Origin of the sequence: Paenibacillus suaedae, assembly GCF_032337355.1 — a bacterium.
In the GTDB taxonomy this organism is placed as follows: Bacteria; Bacillota; Bacilli; order Paenibacillales; family Paenibacillaceae; genus Paenibacillus_B; species Paenibacillus_B suaedae.
In genome coordinates, this window is record NZ_JAVYAA010000007.1 from 1 (window position 1) to 17537 (window position 17537).

The 17537-nt window shown below is 42.2% G+C and carries 17 protein-coding genes, 2 tRNA genes and 1 rRNA gene; 17 read left to right on the forward strand and 3 right to left on the reverse strand.

Annotated features, from left to right (window positions below; all coding sequences use genetic code 11):
• Window positions 1–5: 5 nt before the first annotated feature.
• The 13 genes from rrf to RQP50_RS23190 all read left to right on the forward strand — a co-directional run bounded on the left by rrf (window position 6) and on the right by RQP50_RS23190 (window position 13017).
• Window positions 6–122 (forward strand): 5S ribosomal RNA (gene rrf, locus RQP50_RS23130).
• Window positions 123–614: 492 nt separating this feature from the next.
• Window positions 615–776, forward strand: coding sequence for a hypothetical protein (locus RQP50_RS23135; protein WP_175560822.1), 162 nt, complete (start codon window positions 615–617; stop codon window positions 774–776).
• Between the two features lie 298 nt (window positions 777–1074).
• Complete coding sequence (locus RQP50_RS23140) at window positions 1075–2079, forward strand: hypothetical protein (RefSeq protein ID WP_315746887.1); 1005 nt, start codon at window positions 1075–1077, stop codon at window positions 2077–2079.
• 93 nt (window positions 2080–2172) lie between these two features.
• A complete protein-coding gene (locus tag RQP50_RS23145) occupies window positions 2173–3156 on the forward strand; it encodes a hypothetical protein (protein ID WP_315746888.1) in 984 nt (327 codons plus the stop codon).
• A gap of 266 nt (window positions 3157–3422) precedes the next feature.
• Entirely contained in the window at window positions 3423–4460 is a 1038-nt protein-coding gene (locus RQP50_RS23150; protein ID WP_315746889.1) for a hypothetical protein, read from the forward strand.
• Window positions 4461–4647: 187 nt separating this feature from the next.
• Complete coding sequence (locus tag RQP50_RS23155) at window positions 4648–5652, forward strand: hypothetical protein (protein WP_072731971.1); 1005 nt, start codon at window positions 4648–4650, stop codon at window positions 5650–5652.
• A 52-nt stretch (window positions 5653–5704) separates the two neighbouring features.
• Window positions 5705–7030, forward strand: a complete 1326-nt coding sequence (locus RQP50_RS23160) for an ABC transporter substrate-binding protein (RefSeq protein ID WP_072731972.1) — start codon at window positions 5705–5707, stop codon at window positions 7028–7030.
• A 13-nt stretch (window positions 7031–7043) separates the two neighbouring features.
• Window positions 7044–8441, forward strand: coding sequence for an ABC transporter substrate-binding protein (locus tag RQP50_RS23165; protein ID WP_315746890.1), 1398 nt, complete (start codon window positions 7044–7046; stop codon window positions 8439–8441).
• A gap of 181 nt (window positions 8442–8622) precedes the next feature.
• Window positions 8623–9606, forward strand: coding sequence for a hypothetical protein (locus RQP50_RS23170; RefSeq protein WP_315746891.1), 984 nt, complete (start codon window positions 8623–8625; stop codon window positions 9604–9606).
• A 92-nt stretch (window positions 9607–9698) separates the two neighbouring features.
• Entirely contained in the window at window positions 9699–10778 is a 1080-nt protein-coding gene (locus tag RQP50_RS23175) for a hypothetical protein (protein ID WP_072731975.1), read from the forward strand.
• A gap of 227 nt (window positions 10779–11005) precedes the next feature.
• Window positions 11006–12007 carry a hypothetical protein gene (locus tag RQP50_RS23180; protein WP_315746892.1) on the forward strand — a complete coding sequence of 334 codons (1002 nt, stop codon included), beginning with the start codon at window positions 11006–11008 and terminating at the stop codon, window positions 12005–12007.
• 25 nt (window positions 12008–12032) lie between these two features.
• A complete protein-coding gene (locus RQP50_RS23185; RefSeq protein WP_315746893.1) occupies window positions 12033–12158 on the forward strand; it encodes a hypothetical protein in 126 nt (41 codons plus the stop codon).
• A 61-nt stretch (window positions 12159–12219) separates the two neighbouring features.
• Complete coding sequence (locus tag RQP50_RS23190; protein WP_315746894.1) at window positions 12220–13017, forward strand: hypothetical protein; 798 nt, start codon at window positions 12220–12222, stop codon at window positions 13015–13017.
• A 106-nt stretch (window positions 13018–13123) separates the two neighbouring features.
• Here the strand turns inward: RQP50_RS23190 and RQP50_RS23195 are convergent.
• Together RQP50_RS23195 and RQP50_RS23200 are read right to left on the reverse strand one after the other, a co-directional pair.
• A tRNA-Leu gene (locus tag RQP50_RS23195) sits at window positions 13124–13205 on the reverse strand.
• Between the two features lie 10 nt (window positions 13206–13215).
• A tRNA-His gene (locus tag RQP50_RS23200) sits at window positions 13216–13291 on the reverse strand.
• A 273-nt stretch (window positions 13292–13564) separates the two neighbouring features.
• Here RQP50_RS23200 and RQP50_RS23205 point away from each other — a divergent pair.
• Both RQP50_RS23205 and RQP50_RS23210 read left to right on the forward strand, forming a co-directional pair.
• Window positions 13565–14515 (forward strand): transglycosylase domain-containing protein, encoded by a 951-nt coding sequence (locus RQP50_RS23205; protein ID WP_315746895.1) that lies wholly within the window; start codon window positions 13565–13567, stop codon window positions 14513–14515.
• Between the two features lie 208 nt (window positions 14516–14723).
• Window positions 14724–15764 carry a matrixin family metalloprotease gene (locus RQP50_RS23210; protein WP_315746896.1) on the forward strand — a complete coding sequence of 347 codons (1041 nt, stop codon included), beginning with the start codon at window positions 14724–14726 and terminating at the stop codon, window positions 15762–15764.
• Here the strand turns inward: RQP50_RS23210 and RQP50_RS23215 are convergent.
• Window positions 15761–16111 carry a hypothetical protein gene (locus RQP50_RS23215; protein WP_083545368.1) on the reverse strand — a complete coding sequence of 117 codons (351 nt, stop codon included), beginning with the start codon at window positions 16109–16111 and terminating at the stop codon, window positions 15761–15763. The two genes, RQP50_RS23210 and RQP50_RS23215, sit on opposite strands and share 4 nt — an antisense overlap.
• A gap of 214 nt (window positions 16112–16325) precedes the next feature.
• On the opposite strand from RQP50_RS23215, the gene RQP50_RS23220 reads away from it, so the two are divergent.
• Together RQP50_RS23220 and RQP50_RS23225 are read left to right on the forward strand one after the other, a co-directional pair.
• Window positions 16326–16607, forward strand: coding sequence for a DUF1294 domain-containing protein (locus RQP50_RS23220; protein WP_021254994.1), 282 nt, complete (start codon window positions 16326–16328; stop codon window positions 16605–16607).
• A 47-nt stretch (window positions 16608–16654) separates the two neighbouring features.
• Window positions 16655–17089, forward strand: coding sequence for a universal stress protein (locus tag RQP50_RS23225; protein WP_021254993.1), 435 nt, complete (start codon window positions 16655–16657; stop codon window positions 17087–17089).
• Window positions 17090–17537: the final 448 nt, after the last annotated feature.

Sequence of the window (17537 nt, forward strand, 5' to 3'; positions counted from 1 at the left end):
TGCTGTTTGGTGGCGATGGCGGAGGGGTTCCACGCGTACCCATCCCGAACACGACCGTTAAGCCCTCCAGCGCCGATGGTACTTGGACCGCAGGGTCCCGGGAGAGTAGGACGTCGCCAAGCAAATGAAATAACCCACTAACTATTTTAGTTGGTGGGTTATTTGTTGTCCACAGCTTATCCACAACGATGAATAGGTATGTTGTTGAAGAGATATGCACAGAGGGATAACTTTTTAAAGTGTACAATCTCGTATAAGTAAGCCATCCCATCCACAATTCCTGTTGAAAACGTGTTCATAACATTGGATAACTACACGATAATAATTCGATATTTCGCAAAATTACGAAGTTATGCACATTCTAGCAATGATTCACTTATCCACACGTTGATAAGTTTCAAAGATAATTGAATCGTAATATTTTTATTCAGTGAGGGCCAGATTAGTGCCACTTACACTATAGGTAAGTTAATAACAATCAACATCGTATACACTCCAAGTTCAATGAAGTTACTTGTAAGCGTATTCCCCTAAACATATTAAAATTGGCACATGCAACACTGTTAATTCGTTATCTTTCTAATAGAAGTCTGTCTGCGAGGAATTATCTATCTATGAAGTCTATCGCAGTTATTATACGTACAGCACTATTTGTTAAGAGCGGTTGCAGTAAAGAAGAGGCAATGACTAATGCGGTGAAGGAAATCGTGCAGGATAAGAAGTCAGTTGAGGAAGTACTCACTTCTATGCGGAAGGGATTGCAAGAGAGAGATTGAAATCAGAGCGTAGGTAGGAAAATAAGTAACCACTCATAGTTATGGGTGAAATAAAAAGAGTTAGTGAATTGCTTGGTGCAATTTGATAGCTCTTTTTTGTGTTACAGGTAGAGAATGGAGATGTAGCAACCAGTATCAGTTTTCATTTGCAATCTGGCTCTACGGAATTGTTTGTTCGCATTTCATTTCTGATTTTATTCTTAAATCTTATTCATTGAATGTTAAGTTGAGTATTACATGTTCAATGTTAGCATAAAAAGAGGGTTCAAAAATGAAACATAGGAGGAAATAAAAACAAATGAGCATTAAAAAAGCAATTCTAGCGTCTATGATCGTATCCAGTATGTTAGTTGTGGTGGCAGGACCAATTCCTGCAGGCGCTGCGGCTGCACAAGCGCAGAAGCAAACGGATAATAAGAAGGTTCAAATCGCTCAGAAGCTGGCCGCCAAGCTGCAAAAAGCGGTAAAGCAATTTGCAGGGAAAGAGATAAAGTTGCAGGATGCTGCAGAGACTACATTTGCTACAAATGCAAAGGTTACATCGATAGATGGAAAGTACGTTGTCCACTTCGATTATCAAAAAGGTGAAGTATGGGAGATCAACGGGACGATCCCAATTGATAAAATCAGCAAACAGGATCAGGAAGAAGTCCTGAAAATGCTGAAAGGAGCATACGCAAAGAAAACATACGTCTTAGATAACGAAGCGGTCATGAAGCGGCGCTATGACGATAAAAAAGAAAAACTACAAGATCATTATTTGTCGTATTCATTGACAGGGAAAGACTTTGAAGTAATTCTGGTCAAGGAGAAGCTGGGAGATACGCCAGTAGAGTATGTCAGTGGTGTTAGGATAAAGTTTGCCAAGGAAGAGCTCGAATCAAAGTCGCTGGAGACGGCAGCGAAAGCGATGAAAATGGCTTTCAATCATGATTTGAATGTAACAGAGGGATATCTCGATTCTAACGGGGAAAATTATCATATGTTATCCCTTAAGGATAATGAGGTATCACTTGAGATGGAAGCAAAAAAGGGAAAGGTCCTGAATGTATTTCATCATACAAGAAAAAAGGTAACGACCGACCAAGAGATTACGACAAAAGATGCAAAGGCAGTGGTCGCTCCGCTTGCCAAGGAATTATTTAATATCGATATTTCGGGATATGAAGTGAAGTGGGACAACCTATTTAAAGATTATTGCTTTGTTAAAGGCAAAGAAACGGTATTGAGAGCAGCATTGGATGCCGATAAGAACGTGGTATACCTCATATCGGGTGGCTCAGCATTAGTGATGGGTCATTAGACATTATAGGGCTAGGAACAGGATCAATTGAAGTGTACAAATTCTCATTTTCGTTAAATGCACAGTAAAAAAGGAATACATAGGAGGATTACTATGAATATAAAAAAAGCAATTCTAGCGTCTATGATCGTATCCAGTATGATGGTTGCGGTGGCAGGTCCAATTCCTGCAGGGGCCGCGGCTGCGCAAGAGCAGAAGCAAACGGACAATAAGAAGGTTCAAATCGATCAGAAGCTGGCGGCCAAGCTGCAAAAAGCAATCAAAATATATGCGGGGAAAGAGATCAAGCTGAAGAATGTCGGCGAGAAGATAGAATTCTCTCCGAGTGCCAAGGTTGATTCCGTAGACGGAAAATATGCTATCCGCTTTTTCATTGATAACGGTAAAATATGGGGGATTGATGAAAAGGTCACAATCGATAAAATTAGTAAAGAGGATCAGGAGAAAATCTTGACAGTGTTAAAAAAAGCATATGCAAATAAAACATATGCCTTTAATAAAGAAGTGATCATGCAGCGAAGCTATGATGGCGAAAAGGAAAAACTAGGTGTGAATTTGTCGTATACGATGACAGGGAAAGATTTTGAGGTTTCCTTTGCAAAGGAAAATTCCGCTAAAGAGATAAAAGGTACTGTTGGTGGTTTTGTGATACAGTTTACCAAGGGAGAGCTTGATCCAAAGCTCCTGGAAACGGTAGTAAAAGCGACAAAAACGGCATTCAATCATGATTTGGAAGTCACAAACGCTAAACTATTAAATGGATTGAAATGGATACTCGAGGATGAGGACGTATCGGTTGAAATGGAGATGGGAAAGGTAACTAACGTATTTCATAAAACGCGTAAAGCGGTAACGACTAACAAGGAGATTACGGAAAAAGAGGCTAAAGACGTGGTTGCACCGCTTGCCAAGGAATTATTCAATATGGACATTGCGGAATTGGAAGTGAAGTGGGTCAGCGAATATGAAAATTACTACTTCATTAAAGATAAAAAACCGGTTCTGAGGGCAGCGCTGGACGCCGATAAGAACGTAGTGTCCATAACAGCAGGTGTCGGAGCATTATACGGATTCTAAATAAGGCGGGTTTGAAAATAAAAGGGTTATTGAATTGCTTGCCGCAATTTGATAACTCTTTTACATTTGGATATTCGCATAGGGAACAATAATATAAGTGTTTCGAAAGCATTCCCTGCCCAGAAAGGATATATTTATCAGAAAACACACTTCTATGGACAGAATAGTAGAGATGATGTCACAAATGAGCGAATTGATATTGTTATATATGGTAGGTGATACACCAGTGGTACACCATGAGAATATGAAACATAGGAGGGTTTAGTATGAATTTGAAAAAAGCAGTTGCAGCATCCATGATCGTATCCAGTATGTTGGTTACGCTGGCGGGCCAGACTTTTGTAGGAGCCGAAGCAGCAGGAGGAAAGAAGCAAGAGCAAGCAGCATCAAGCAGCAGTGTTCAAATTGATAAAAAGGTTGCTGCCAAGCTGCAAAAGGCTGTACGTAAATTTTCTGGTAAAGATGTCGAGTTGCAAAATGTTGGCGAACTAGTTCGTGCCAATGACACGATGGCGAAGGTTCAATCCGTAGACGGGGTCTATCAAATATTTTTTGATCATAAAACAGGAAAAGTATGGACGTTGACCGGAAAAACAACTATTGACAAAATCAGCAAAAAGGATCAGGACGATGTTCTGAAACTGTTGAAAAAAATGTATTCGGGGAAAACATATGCTTTTGATAAAGAAGTGCTCCTGGAACGTTACTATGAAGATAAAAAGGAACAGTTCAGCCAAAATTCTACTTACTACTTGAAGGGGAAAGATTTTAATGCATCACTCGTTAAAAATGATCCGGATCTAAAAGATTATATTAATCAAGCCCGGATCGAATTTGCTAAGGAAGAGCTTGAAGCGAAGCTGTTGACAACGGCGGAGGAAGCGGTGAAAACGGCGTTAGATCATCAATTTAACATAACAGAGGCTTATCTTGTTAGTAATACTAAAAAAAACGCATGGGAATTAAAGGACGGCAGCTCTACTCTTTACGTAGATGAACAGAGCGGGAAGGCAACTAACTTATTCCATAATATGCGCAAAAAGGTGACGACGAGCCAGACGATTACGGCAAAAGAGGCAAAAGAGGTGGCCGCTCCGCTCGCCAAGGAATTATTCAGTATCGATATTACGGGATACGAAGTAAAGTGGGATAGCTTATATCAAGACTACTGCTTCGTTAAAGATCAAGAAACCAGAGTAAGAGTGGCATTAGATGCCAATAAAAAGGTAGTGTACCTTAAATCCGGGGCAAATGCACTTTTTGGAGGGGAAGACCCTGTTGCAAGCAGACTAGAAGAAGAATAATGCAAAAAGGTAAGTGAAAATCATCCATTTGAAGCATCCGAAAGGATGCTTTTTTTAGTATGCTCCGTTACTTCTGTCCAAACATTAATGTTTTCTTAACTTTAATTCATATAAAGTTTCGTGGTTAAGTTCTATTCCATTCATTAGCATTATAGCTATCAGTTGTTCCATTATAGGAGGAAATAAAATGAACATGAAAAAAGCAATTCTAGCGTCTATGATCGTATCGAGTATGTTAGTTGCCGTGGCGGCGCCAATTCCTGTTGGAGCCGAGGCTGCGCAAGAGCAGCAGAAGCAAACGGATAATAAGAAGGTTCAGATCGACCAGAAGCTGGCCGCCAAGTTGCAAAAAGCAGTAAAGCAATTTGCGGGGAAAGAGATAAAGTTGCAGGAGGCTGCCGAGACTACATTTGCTACAAATGCAAAGGTTACATCGACAGATGGAAAGTACGCAGTCTACTTCGATTATAAGAAAGGTGAAGTATGGGAGATCAATGGAACGATTCCAATTGATAAAATCAGCAAACAGGATCAGGAAAAGGCTCTGAAAATGCTGAAAGGAGCATACGCAAAGAAAACATATGTCTTAGATAAAGAAGCAGTCATGAAGCGGCGCTATGACGATAAAAAAGGAAAACTGCAAGATCATTATTTATCGTATGAATTGACAGGGAAAGATTTTGAAGCACTTCTGTCCAAGGATAAGTGGGGAGAGACACCAGTAGAGTATGTCAGTCTTTCGATAAAGTTAGCCAAGGAAGAGCTCGATTCAAAGTCGCTGGAAACGGCAGCAAAAGCGATAAATGCGGCTTTCGATCATGATTTGAATGTAACAGAGGGGTCTCTTAGTTCTAACGGAGACAACTATCATATGTTGTCACTTAAGGATAATGATGTATCACTTGAGATGGAAGCAAAAAAGGGAAAGGTCTTGAATGTATTTCATCATACAAGAAAAAAGGTAATGACCGACCAAGAGATTACGACAAAAGATGCAAAGGCAGTGGTCGCTCCGCTTGCCAAGGAATTGTTCAATATCGACATTTCGGGATTAGAAGTGAAGTGGGACAACCTATTTAAAGATTATTGCTTCGTTAAAGGCAAAGAAACGGTATTGAGGGCAGCATTGGATGCCGATAAGAACGTGGTGTACCTCATATCGGGTGGCACAGCATTATTGGGGGGGCATTAGACGTCAGGGTTTCATTGCAAACTGCGCTTGAATAAAAAAAGGAGCTAGAAGTATGCATAATAGATGGAAAATTGTGATCTCGTTGCTTATGATCGTTTCCTTAATGAGCGGATGCTTCGGTAAGAAGGAAGTGCTAGAGCCGTTGCAGCCGAGCAAAATCAAGGTGATCTATCAGGATGAGGAAGCCTTTTACCACGACTACGGGAAGTATTTTCATATGAAATATCCGCAGATTGAGGTCGAGGTTATCTCCGAGACTCAGGTGCTTCAAAATCTAGGGAAAACGATTCGTGCAGAGGATTTGGATACGGAAATAAAAAAGCTGTTGGAGAACTCCGGTGCAGATGTAATAAAGCTGGGTGATGCGAAAACGTTTAAATCATTTGCTGAAGCTGGCAGGTTATACGAATTGGAAGAAATGATCCGGCAGGACGACTATGATATGAAGGGCTTTTTGCCAGGGCTGATCGACAAAATTAAAAGCTTAGGCAACGGCAAGCTATATGGGCTTGCTCCTTATGTGGATAGGGAAGTTTTGTACTATAACGCAGCGTTGTTCAAGGAGCATCAAATCGAACCGCCGAAGAACAATATGACCTGGCAGGAAATGTTTGATTTGTCAGCGAGATTTGCCAATATCGGAAGCGGAGACAATAAGGTGTACGGGTTCTATGAATGGCATGGGGATATAGGATTCACTTTGTACAAAATTGCCGATTCCTCCGGATTGAAGCTGCTCGACCCGAAGGGAGAGAAGGTGCTTCTGAACTCAGATGGCTGGAAAAAAGCCATCAAGCAGGTAACGGATGCTGTACGCAGCAAATCTGTATTTTTGCATCCTGAAGGCCAAATTTACACACAAGAACTTAGAGATCAAGTTGCTATGGAGATAGGCAGCGCTTACAAAACTAGGGAGCTTGTATTGACCAAGCAAGATTGGAATGTAGTTACGGCCCCGGTAGATCCTGCAATGGATTCTTCATCCATTACCTTTTCTCCCATCTACGCAATTGCGGCCGACTCAGCCAACAAGCGGGCGGCTTGGGAATTCGTCAAATTTGTGAATGGTCCAGAGATGGCGCAGGCCCGTTCGAGGACATTGGAAGGTAAGCTTCTTTCACGCAACGGTTATATGAAGGATATCAAGGGTAGAAGTACGGATGCATTTTATATGCCGAAGATCAGGCAGGAGAGCAGCCTTTATGAAAGTCTTCCATTCGAGTTCCTCAGATTATTTTATAAACCGCTTCGTGAGGAGCTGTTGGCCGTAGTTGCGAACGAGAAGTCAGCTGATGAAGCAGCTGCCGCGTTGGAGGTAAAAGCGCAGGAACTGCTCTTAAAAGTGCGAGAATCTGCAAACAAGGATAAAGGGAAATAGGGAGTGTAGAAACGTGTTAAAGAGTGGGAAGACCGTAATTATGCTGCTGACGATCATGTCTCTCTTAAGCGGCTGCTTCCGAGAACGGTCAGAGCTAGCGCCATTAAAAGACGGTAAAGGGAAGATCAGGGTTGTCTATCAAGATGAAGATCGGTTTTATAGTGACTATGGGAACTTCTTTAAGATGATGAACCCCGACATCGATATTGAGGTTATCAGTGAAGCAGAATTGTTTGACGAAGCCGAAAAAAACGAGGCATTCAATTTGACTGAGGAAAAGAAAAAGCTGCTCGATAAAGTTAAGCCGGATGTGCTGTTTTTGAATGAAAGCATGTTTGAGGCCTTCGCTCAAGAAGGAAGGTTGTATGATATAGAGCCGGCCATCAGCCAGGATCAATACAATTTGGACGGATTCATGCCTGGTCTTATCGACAGGCTGCGAGCAAAAGGGAATGGGAAGCTGTACGGGCTCACTCCTTCCTTCGAAACGAATGTCATCTATTATAATCGCAACTTGTTCAAGAAGCATCAAATCGAGCCACCAAACGGGAAAATGACGTGGAAGGAGCTTATTGATCTGGCAGCGAGATTTTCGAGCGTCGAATCAGGAAAGAAGCAAGTGTTTGGATTGTATCAAACGAGAGGGCCGGCAAGTTTGATGTATGATATCGCCGCTGCATCGGCACTTAAGCTCGTTGATGCGAAATCAGGTAAGCTGTTGATAGAGTCAGATGGTTGGAAGGAAGCAATGAAGATGACGGCGGATGCCGTCCGTAATCATGCAGCCTATGCTCCTCCCCCAGTGGAGGAAGGCGAACAGCTTGATGGATACGAATATACCGGAGACTATTTGAAGCAGTATAGTCGATCAAACGAGATGTTTTACATGGGCCAAGCGGCAATGACGATTCAACCGCCGTGGTTTGCTTCCTTTTTACGGGATATTCCATACTACTCGAAGACACCAGAGATCGACTGGGGCATCGCGGCCGCACCTGTTAATCCTGCTAAGCCCGATGAATCGGCTTATGTGAAATTGTCGGAGATCTATGCCATATCTGCGGATTCTCCGAACAAGCGGGCAGCTTGGGAGTTCGTCAAATTCGTGAACGGGCCGGAAATGGCGCAAGTTGCTGGGAAGGCAATGAACGATACGCTGCCTACGCGATCAGACTATTTCAAAGATTTTAGGGGGCGGGACACGGAGGCTTTTTACCTCCTGAAGCCAATGGAAGCTAGCAGTGTGTCAGATAAAAAAAGTATTCCACCAGGTTTCCAAGCTGAATTCGATTCGTTATTGTCGGATGCGCTGAAATCCTTAATTGATCAAGAGAAAACGCTGGACGATGCAGTTGCCGAGCTTCAGCTCAAGGGACAAGAAATGTTAGATCGATTGCGAGAAACCAAGTAGGTGCAATAAGCGAATTAAAATGGCTCTTCGCTATACTGAATGGGTAAGAAGCCTCCATCTGGCCGCATTTTATTTCTGATTTTATTCTTAAATCTTATTCATTGAATGTTAAGTTGAATCTTATTTATTCAATGTTAGCATAAAAGTAGAACTCATCAATTCATACATAGGAGGAAATGAAATGAATATAAAAAAAGCAATTCTAGCGACTATGATCGTATCCAGTATGTTAGTTGCCGTGGCAGGCCCGATTCCTGCTGGAGTTGAGGCAGCGCAAGGGCAGAAGCAAACGGATAATAAGAAGGTTCAAATCGATCAGAAGCTGGCCGCCAAGCTGCAAAAGGCAATCAAACAATATGCAGGGAAAGAGATTAAGCTGAAGAGTGTCGGCGAGAAGATAGAATTCTCTCCTGATGGTGCAAAGGTTGAATCCGTAGACGGAAAATACGGTATCTGCTTTAATGTTGGAAGTGGTCGGATATGGCAGATTGAAGAAAAGGTCACAATTGATAAAATTAGTAAAGAGGATCAGGCGAAAGTCCTGAAAGTGTTGAAAGAGGCATATGTCAATAAAACATATGTCTTTGATAAAGAAGTGATTATGCAGCGAGGGTATGATGGTGATAAAGAAAAGCTAGGTGTAAGTTTGTCGTATAAGCTGACAGGGAAGGACTTTGAGGTATATTTCTTCAAAGAGAATACTGCAAAAATGCCGAAAGATGCAGTTAGTGCGTTTACAATAAAATTCACCAAGGAAGAGCTCGACCCAAAGTTGTTGGAAACGGCAATAGGAGCAATAAAAACGGTATTCAATCATGATTTGGAAGTTACATCCGCTAACCTAAGACGCTTTACATGGACACTTGAAGATAAGGACATATCGCTTGAAATGGAGGAGGGAAAGGTCACTAACGTATTTCATAAAACACGTAAAGCGGTAACGACCAACAAGGGGATTACGGAAAAGGATGCCAAAGAAGCGGCTGCACCGCTTGCCAAGGAATTATTCAATATGGACATTGCGGAATTGGAAGTGAAGTGGGACAGCACCTATAAAAATTACTACTTCATTAAAGACAAACAACCCGTATTGAGAGTAGCGCTGGACACCAATAAGAACATAGTGTTCTTAACATCAGGTATCAGAGCGTTAAGTGGGTTCTGAATAGGGAAGGTTTGAATATGAAAGAGTTATTGAATTGCATAACGTAATTTGAGAGAAAAATATCCATACAATCATACATAGGGGGAAATAAAATGAATATCAAAAAAGCAATTCTAGCATCAATGCTTGTATCCAGTATGTTGGTTGCCGTAGCAGATCCTATTCCTGCAGGAGCAGGGGCTGCGCAAGAGCAGCAATTGGATCGCTGGACAATTCAAATAGATCCGAAGTGGACGGAAAAGCTGAATCAAGCGGTAAAATTATTTGCCGGAGAAGACGTGCAATTGCAAAAGGTAGGTAAGCTCGATTTCAATAATAAGAATGCATCAAAAATAACAGAAGTGCGATCTGTAGATGGTAAATATTCATTACAATTTGATTATGATACAGGGGTTATCTGGACTGTAAGCGGCAAAACCGCTACGATTGACCAAATCAGCAAGCAGGAACAGGAAGACGTATTAAAGTGGTTGAAAGCGATATATCCAAAGAAGAAGTATGCATTTGATAATGAAGTTGAGGTGATTCACCAGTTTACGGATGAGAAACTCTCAAAAACGTCAAAAGCAGAGGTTAGAGAGGAGAAGACGTACGAATTGAAAGGAAAGGATTTCTCCGCTTCCTTACACAAATTAGATGGCATACCAGAACATATCGGTCATATCACGATTGACTTTGATAAGAAAGAGCTTGATCCGAAACTGCTGAAAACAGTTGTTGATGCTGCTCAAACTGTTTCTACAAATAAATTTGAAATGACGACTGCTCAGCTTCGCGTCGATTTATCGCCAATTATCTCAAAGAATAAACCCAATATAACATGGGTGTTCCATGATGGCAAAGTTACGATTTATGCAGATCCCAATACAGGGAAAATCAATAGTATTTACAATGAGCTTGGAAAACAAGTACGCGAAAATAAAGGTATTTCCGAAAAAGAGGCGAGAGAAGCGGTCGCCCCAATAGTGAAGAAAGTATTTAATATCGATATGAATGGATATAGCGTGAAATGGGATGGAACAGAAAAGGATTTTGCTTTCACCAAGAAAAATGGCATGAATGTAAGAGCGGCATTGGATGCAAATAAAAAGGTCGTGTACATTCGAGTCGGAAGAGCTGCTGCTCCTGGGATCATTAAGTATGCAGCCGATTTGGAAGCGAAACCCCATTAAACGCCTACAAACGAACCATTTCATTATATTTTGACTCCGTATCGAATAATCCACTGGCTTCTATGCGTCGGTGGATTTTTTTATTTGAAACCATCTTCATTCAGAATAGTAGAGATGATGTCACAAATGAGAGGAGTGAAATTGTTATACATTGTAGGCGATCACCACTTTACGAATAAAAAACGTTCAAAACTTTAAAAGTAGGGTGGAACATAGGAGGGTTTAGTATGAATTGGAAGAGAACAGCTCTAGCATCTTTACTCGTATCCAGTATGTTGGTTACCTTGGAAGGGCCGATTCCTGCGGGTGCTGGGGCAGCGCAACAGCAGGAACAGCAGCAATCGAATAGTAAGAAGATTCAAATCGATCAGAAGCTGGCCGCCAAGCTGGAGAAGGCAGTAAAACAATTCGCAGGGAAAGAAATTAAGCTGAATATGCAGGGCACTTCCCAATCCATAAGCGATCAGGTGCAGGTTAAGTCGGCAGATGGGCAATATAGTGTAAACTTTAGGGAAAAAACAGGAGAAATTACTACGATTAGAGGCTATCAAACCATCGATAAAGTCTGTAAGGAGGATCTGAACGAAGTACTGAAAGTATTAAAAGGGTTATATGCGAAGAAAGACTATACATTTGATAAAGAAGTTCATGTCGATCTGCACGATGTAGAATCAAAGACGCCCTTTAGCATGTATTCGTTAAACGGGAAAGGATTTTCTGCCTTACTTATGAAAAATTATCCGGGGTGGCCGACAAAGATTCATGTTTCAGCCCAAGTCGAAGTTGCCAAGAACGAGCTTGATCCAAAGCTCATGGAAAAGGCAGCCGGGGCAGTAAAAACAGCTTTAGGCCACAATTTTGAGGTGACGAAGGCTTGGGTTGGAGGTACTAATAAAAAAAGTACATGGAAACTTAAAGGTGGCAATATTACGCTGTCCTTGGATGGAACAGGGAAGACCGAATATATTTATGATATTTCGCGAAAACAATTGACGACGAACAAAGAGATTACGGAAAAAGAAGTGAAAGAGATAGTCGCGCCGATTGCAAAGAAGTTATTCAATTTGGACATCCAGGGGCTTGAAGTAAAATGGGACGGTGCTTCCAGAGACTTCATCTTCAATCAAAAGAAAGATACGAAAATGACCGTGGCGCTGGATGCCGATAAAAACGTAGTTTATATGTTTTCCGGGGTAAGAATGCTTCTGGAGGATTTAGAAAGAGATTAAACCTTAATAAAAAGGAGAAGATAATATGAATCTAAAAAAAGCAATTTTAGCAACGATGATCGTATCCAGTATGTTCGTTACACTTGCGGGCCCGACCTTTGTAGGAGCCGAAGCAGCAGGAACAAACATCGGGCAGCAGTATCCAAGTTGATAAAAAGGTTGCTGCCAATCTGCAAAAGGCCGTGAATCAATTTGCAGGGAAAGAGATAAAGTTGAAGTTCGAGAAGGCCTTTAAACATCCATTTGATCTGGCAACGGTTCCTTCGGCAGACGAATTATACAAAGTAGATTTTAAGCCAAGTACAGGAGAACTGATCAATATTAATGGGATTCAAACGCTTGATAAAGTGAGCAAGGATGAGCAAAAGGAACTGCTGAACAAGCTGAAAGGGATGTACGCCAAGAAAGCCTATGCATTTCATAAAGAGGTTCAAATCACTCAGAGCTATGACAAAGGAAAGGTTTCACAAACCTTTTATATATTAGAGGGAAAAGACTTCATGATTTCTTGGATGAAATATCCACCTGGGCAATCAAAGAATAAAAATTATATTGGAGCAGCCGTTATTCAAGTAGACAAGAACGAGCTAGAACCGAAATTACTCAAAACGGCAGCGGATGCAGTGAAAACAGCTCACGATCAGGAATTTGAGGTAAAGAAAGCCGAGCTTGGTTATTATGCCGGCAGCAAAGGTGACACGTGGAAGCTTAAAGGTGATCATATTACTCTGGCTGTTGAAGCAAAAACAGGAAAGACCGAGTATGTATATGACGTTGCGCGAAAACAAGCAGACAAGGCAGTAACAGAAAAAGAAGTGAAAGAAATAGTCGCGCCGATTGCCAAAAAATTGTTCAATATGGACATTCAGGGACTTGAAGTGAAATGGGATAAATCAGCGCGTGATTTCTGTTTTATTCAAAATAAAGAGACAAAAATGTCAGTTGCATTGGATGCTGATAAAAACGTAGTTTATATGTTTGCTGGAGATAGAATGCTAATGGAAAAATGAAGTGGATCGATCAATAACTCTCTTCCGAGGAAGAGAAAAATCCAAATGGCATAAAAAAAGAGTTATCGAATTGCATGAAGCAATTTGATAACTCTTTTTTGTCGTATACCGATGGCCGGACTCGAACCGGCAAGCCTCTCGGCACCGCATTTTGAGTGCGGCGTGTCTGCCAATTCCACCACATCGGCAAAATGAATATGGGGCGATCGAAGGGAATCGAACCCTCGAGTGTCGGAGCCACAATCCGATGCGTTAACCACTTCGCCACGACCGCCATATTGATTGCTCAACAGAATCTTAATTTAGCATACTTCCGACATGATTTGCAACAAGGAAAATATACCAACAACATTTTTTGTGACTCACTCGTCTTCTATTTCATAGAAAAGGCGTTTTCTGCTTTACTTTCACCTTTTCTTTCATCATTGTAAGCTGGCTGCAAGTCAATTCGATGTCATGGCATGAGGTCAACGTATACACTGTACGTAAGGGTTATGTTTCAAAATGAATAATAGCTCTTACATATAAGAAGGGGAGGCGGTTACGAATGAAAAAACAAAGAAAAGGTCATCTGGTTCAAGCATCGGTATTTATGCCTCTGCCTGCTCAAGAAACAATAGCACATCGCAAGGTACCGAATGCGGCCCAAGATGAGCCTCATCGTCCTACGAAGAAAGAATCAACTATTATACATGAACAAACGGAAACGATAGCACAACCTGCCCATATGCCACACCGAATGAAGTGGAAGCGTTGGGTCATATATAGCTTGATCATTGCAATTCTTACCCCGATTATTGGGTGGGTAGGGATGGCGGCAACAGGGACGGCCTGGATTGATCAAGGCAAGCTCATAACGTTCCGTGAGCAGATTGCACAAGAAGCGAATACAGCCAAGGGACAGCATATGGTTCAACTGGAGCATATGGCTTCCTTTATACCGCAGGAACTGATGGCCATTGAGGATCATCGCTTCAAGCTTCATCCCGGCATTGATCCGATCGGGCTGGCGCGGTCAGTCTGGATAAATGTGACGAAGCAGCAGAAGGCACAGGGCGGCAGTACGATTACGATGCAGCTGGCGCGCAACTTGTTCTTAACGCAAGATAAGACATTTTCCCGCAAAATGAAGGAGATGGCGATAGCGGCCAATCTGGAGTGGAATTTTAGCAAGCAAGAGATTTTGGAAATGTACCTGAATAAAGTATATTTCGGACATGGACAATATGGCATCGAGAATGCAGCACGCTATTATTTCGGCAAGACGACACGAGTCAATGGCGATCTTCCTACGGTTAACAAGGCAGAATCAGCGATTCTCGTTGGATTGCTTAAGGCACCTGAACGCTATTCCCCAGCGAAGAATATGAAGCTGGCTCTCCAGCGCCAGCATGTTGTATTGAAGCGTATGAAGGATTTAGGCTGGATGACAGAGGCAGAGCGCCAAGCAGCGCTGAAGATCCCGATTGGTGTCGTTATCCACAATAAAGGAAAATAAAGAAAAGGCACACTTGATCAAGCTCGGATGAGCTGCGGCAGGTGTGCCTTTTTTTGACTGTACTCATGGATAAAGCGCTGAATGACGTGATTAATTTTCGTGCAAAAGCAATTTTCTCAGGAATGAGACATATATATGAATCGGCGCCTATGAAATCTTTTACAGGAAAATAAGATGATGTATAAAATTGAACAGGGAGGAATAAGGGTTGAAAAAGAAATTACTAAGTACGGCTATGTCTATGTTTCTTGTCTTTGCACTTATGGGAACTGCTCAGGCAGCGACTCCTGAGAATCCATGGAAGTTCAGCTCAAGCTCTATCCAGTTCTACAATGATGGTTCCAATAGCTTCTATAAAGGCATTTGGAATACAGGAGCAAGCCGGTGGAGCGGGACAGGCAGTGTTACAATGGGGACAGGCACGAAATATGATTTTCGGGCAGGAAATCAGAAAGTATCGCCAACGAAAGATAATGATTGGGATGGAATTTGCTACACTACATATTCGAATGGGATTGCCTCCAAAACGCGTGCTTGGGTAAACGAATACTACACAACCCAAAGTCGATATTCCCCTTCTATTACGGAGGGAGTTGCCACACATGAATTAGGGCATGCATTGGGCCTTGCACATAATGACAGCGAACCTTCGGTCATGAAATCTTTTACCTTCTGGTCTGATGGTTCGCTTGCTAGAACCAATACATCCCCAACATCTGCTGATAAGGACACGGTTAAGAAGAAATACGGGACGATCGCTTTATCGCAAGCGAATCCATCGACTCCCGTTGTGCATATTGACGCTAGTTGGGCTTATGGGTACAGAGACTATACAGCACTCGCCAACGCTGTTGATGCAATCGTAGAAGGACAGGTAGTGCAGGAGAACGGAGTTCGCAAGTCAGGGAGTGGGGCGCCTGAAACGTACCGGACGGAATCCGAGTTCCAGATATCAGAGGTAATCAAAGGAAACGCATCTCTCAGAAATAGTACGATCAATGTACTACAGCTGGGCGGACGCGACCGGAAGGCCATTGTAGTTTCTGACGATACGACTCCACTAAAGCAAGGTGATCAATCCATTCTGTTCTTGAAGCAAAATGAGGACGGTACCTATCGCGTCGTGAATGAGGATACCTCGATTTTCATGAAGGTAACGAACCAGACGCTCCAGGATGGAAATATGGAGATGTACCAGAATCAGAAAAGCAAGGTGCTCGTTAGCAAAGAGGACTTGAAAGGTATTTAGTTCTCTTTCCTAGCAGCCTTAATATAGAGGTTATTCTTCACCTCAACAGCGATAGCTGTTTCTTCATTAATTCCTTTTATTTTATACAGCTTTGTTCCTACGGGGTAAGTGTTAGAGAAGCTATCTCCACTTGAGTCTTCCTCACGATTTGAGGATGATTGGATTTCTCCCAGCAGTTTGTCGATCTGTTGAACCTGATCATCACTGCCAACATATCGATTCCCGTGGAAGATGATCATATTGTTGTAGGGCCAGCTTGCGCTCGTTTCCGTTTGTTCACTCGTGCAGCAAGCAGTCAGTATAAGCATCATGCATGAGATAGTGAAAATGGCAAGTAGCTTTTGCATATGGCAGCCTCAACTCCTTCGTACTCATTAACGGTATCGTGAACAGTTATGTTGCGTGAACGAAGCAGAAGCACATTAGGATCCGCGAATGTTGCCTGTACCCGGGTAAAAAGAACGTCTGAGTATGGAATCTGAGCCGGTGAATGCGACCAATCACGATACTTTTGGAATAGCCTCATTGTATAATAGGGAGAGAAAGGGGCTGTTACATAGGATGAAAGATTGGACTTGGATCGTATTCATTTATTTACTCATCATAAATGTAGTTGGATATCAAATGATGGTTGTGGATAAGCAGCGGGCACAGAGGCATCGCCGCCGTATTCCGGAGCGGAAGCTGTTCTTGTCAGCTTGGCTTGGCGGTGCGCTGGGCGTGTTGACAGCGATGTATAACAAGCGCCATAAGACACAGCATGTTACCTTTACAGCAGGCGTGCCGTTTATATTGCTGGTGAATATTTTTGTGTTTGGTTTTATTTTGCTGCGGTTTGGTTAAATAATAAGCACAGCACTAGTAAATTATGGGGAAGTGTGGTGGGAGTTATGAAATTTCAACGCATTCTTGTCGCATATGATGGATCGGAACCGTCCCGCAAGGCTTTACAGCACGCGGTAGGACTCGCGGAAGCAAGCGAGCAGTCTCAAGTACGCGTCGTGCATGTATTTCAGTTCCCGCAATATTTTGTTGGTACGGCTTATGCTACTGCTTCAGCGGAGACAAACGAGGAGCTGTACGAATACGCAGAGCGTTTACAGCAGGAAGCAGAGGGCAAGGTTGCAGCGCTTGGCGAACGAGCGACGGTTGTCCTTCAGCAAGGCCCTCCTGGTCAAGCAATTATTGATGAGGCAGATGAGTTCAATGCGGATCTTGTTATTATCGGAAGCCGCGGCTTGAGCGGGTTGAAGGAATTCGTGCTTGGCAGTGTCAGCCATCATGTTGTGCAGCATGCAAAGGTCCCGGTATTGGTCATTAAATGATGCATTGGCCTGTCGGTCGTACATGATCTTGTAGAGGCAAGTAGGCAAGCAAGAGGTATATGATCATGTTGATCTCGAAATAGGAAAAGTAAGGCGAAAAGTGAAGTTGAATGTGAACGTATAAATGTGAGTGAGTATCATTGTTAGCATATGAAAACATAGGTGAAAGCATATAGTGTAAGCATCAGTGAATGATAGCATTATGAAAGCAAAGTATAATAAGTATACGAGAGAGAAGCCAACAGTAGGAGTGTGTCCTGCTGTTGGCCTTTTTAGTTGAATGATATACGAATTATAAATTGAAGTATCAATTGAATCATTGAACTAATCATTAAATTAATCATAAATCCAATCATAGGTCGGAATTAATCAAGGATTCTGAATATTTAATGATGCTAACAATGTGGAAATTGCCAATAAACGAACATTAACTATAATTTATTATTTA

What these genes read in the sequence shown, in the direction of transcription:
- RQP50_RS23135 (WP_175560822.1), top strand. Translation starts at nt 615, where the DNA reads ATGAAGTCTATCGCAGTTATTATACGTACAGCACTATTTGTTAAGAGC.
- RQP50_RS23140 (WP_315746887.1), top strand. Translation starts at nt 1,075, where the DNA reads ATGAGCATTAAAAAAGCAATTCTAGCGTCTATGATCGTATCCAGTATG.
- RQP50_RS23145 (WP_315746888.1), top strand. Translation starts at nt 2,173, where the DNA reads ATGAATATAAAAAAAGCAATTCTAGCGTCTATGATCGTATCCAGTATG.
- RQP50_RS23150 (WP_315746889.1), top strand. Translation starts at nt 3,423, where the DNA reads ATGAATTTGAAAAAAGCAGTTGCAGCATCCATGATCGTATCCAGTATG.
- RQP50_RS23155 (WP_072731971.1), top strand. Translation starts at nt 4,648, where the DNA reads ATGAACATGAAAAAAGCAATTCTAGCGTCTATGATCGTATCGAGTATG.
- RQP50_RS23160 (WP_072731972.1), top strand. Translation starts at nt 5,705, where the DNA reads ATGCATAATAGATGGAAAATTGTGATCTCGTTGCTTATGATCGTTTCC.
- RQP50_RS23170 (WP_315746891.1), top strand. Translation starts at nt 8,623, where the DNA reads ATGAATATAAAAAAAGCAATTCTAGCGACTATGATCGTATCCAGTATG.
- RQP50_RS23175 (WP_072731975.1), top strand. Translation starts at nt 9,699, where the DNA reads ATGAATATCAAAAAAGCAATTCTAGCATCAATGCTTGTATCCAGTATG.
- RQP50_RS23180 (WP_315746892.1), top strand. Translation starts at nt 11,006, where the DNA reads ATGAATTGGAAGAGAACAGCTCTAGCATCTTTACTCGTATCCAGTATG.
- RQP50_RS23185 (WP_315746893.1), top strand. Translation starts at nt 12,033, where the DNA reads ATGAATCTAAAAAAAGCAATTTTAGCAACGATGATCGTATCCAGTATG.
- RQP50_RS23205 (WP_315746895.1), top strand. Translation starts at nt 13,565, where the DNA reads ATGAAAAAACAAAGAAAAGGTCATCTGGTTCAAGCATCGGTATTTATG.
- RQP50_RS23215 (WP_083545368.1), bottom strand. Translation starts at nt 16,111, where the DNA reads ATGCAAAAGCTACTTGCCATTTTCACTATCTCATGCATGATGCTTATA.
- RQP50_RS23220 (WP_021254994.1), top strand. Translation starts at nt 16,326, where the DNA reads ATGAAAGATTGGACTTGGATCGTATTCATTTATTTACTCATCATAAAT.
- RQP50_RS23225 (WP_021254993.1), top strand. Translation starts at nt 16,655, where the DNA reads ATGAAATTTCAACGCATTCTTGTCGCATATGATGGATCGGAACCGTCC.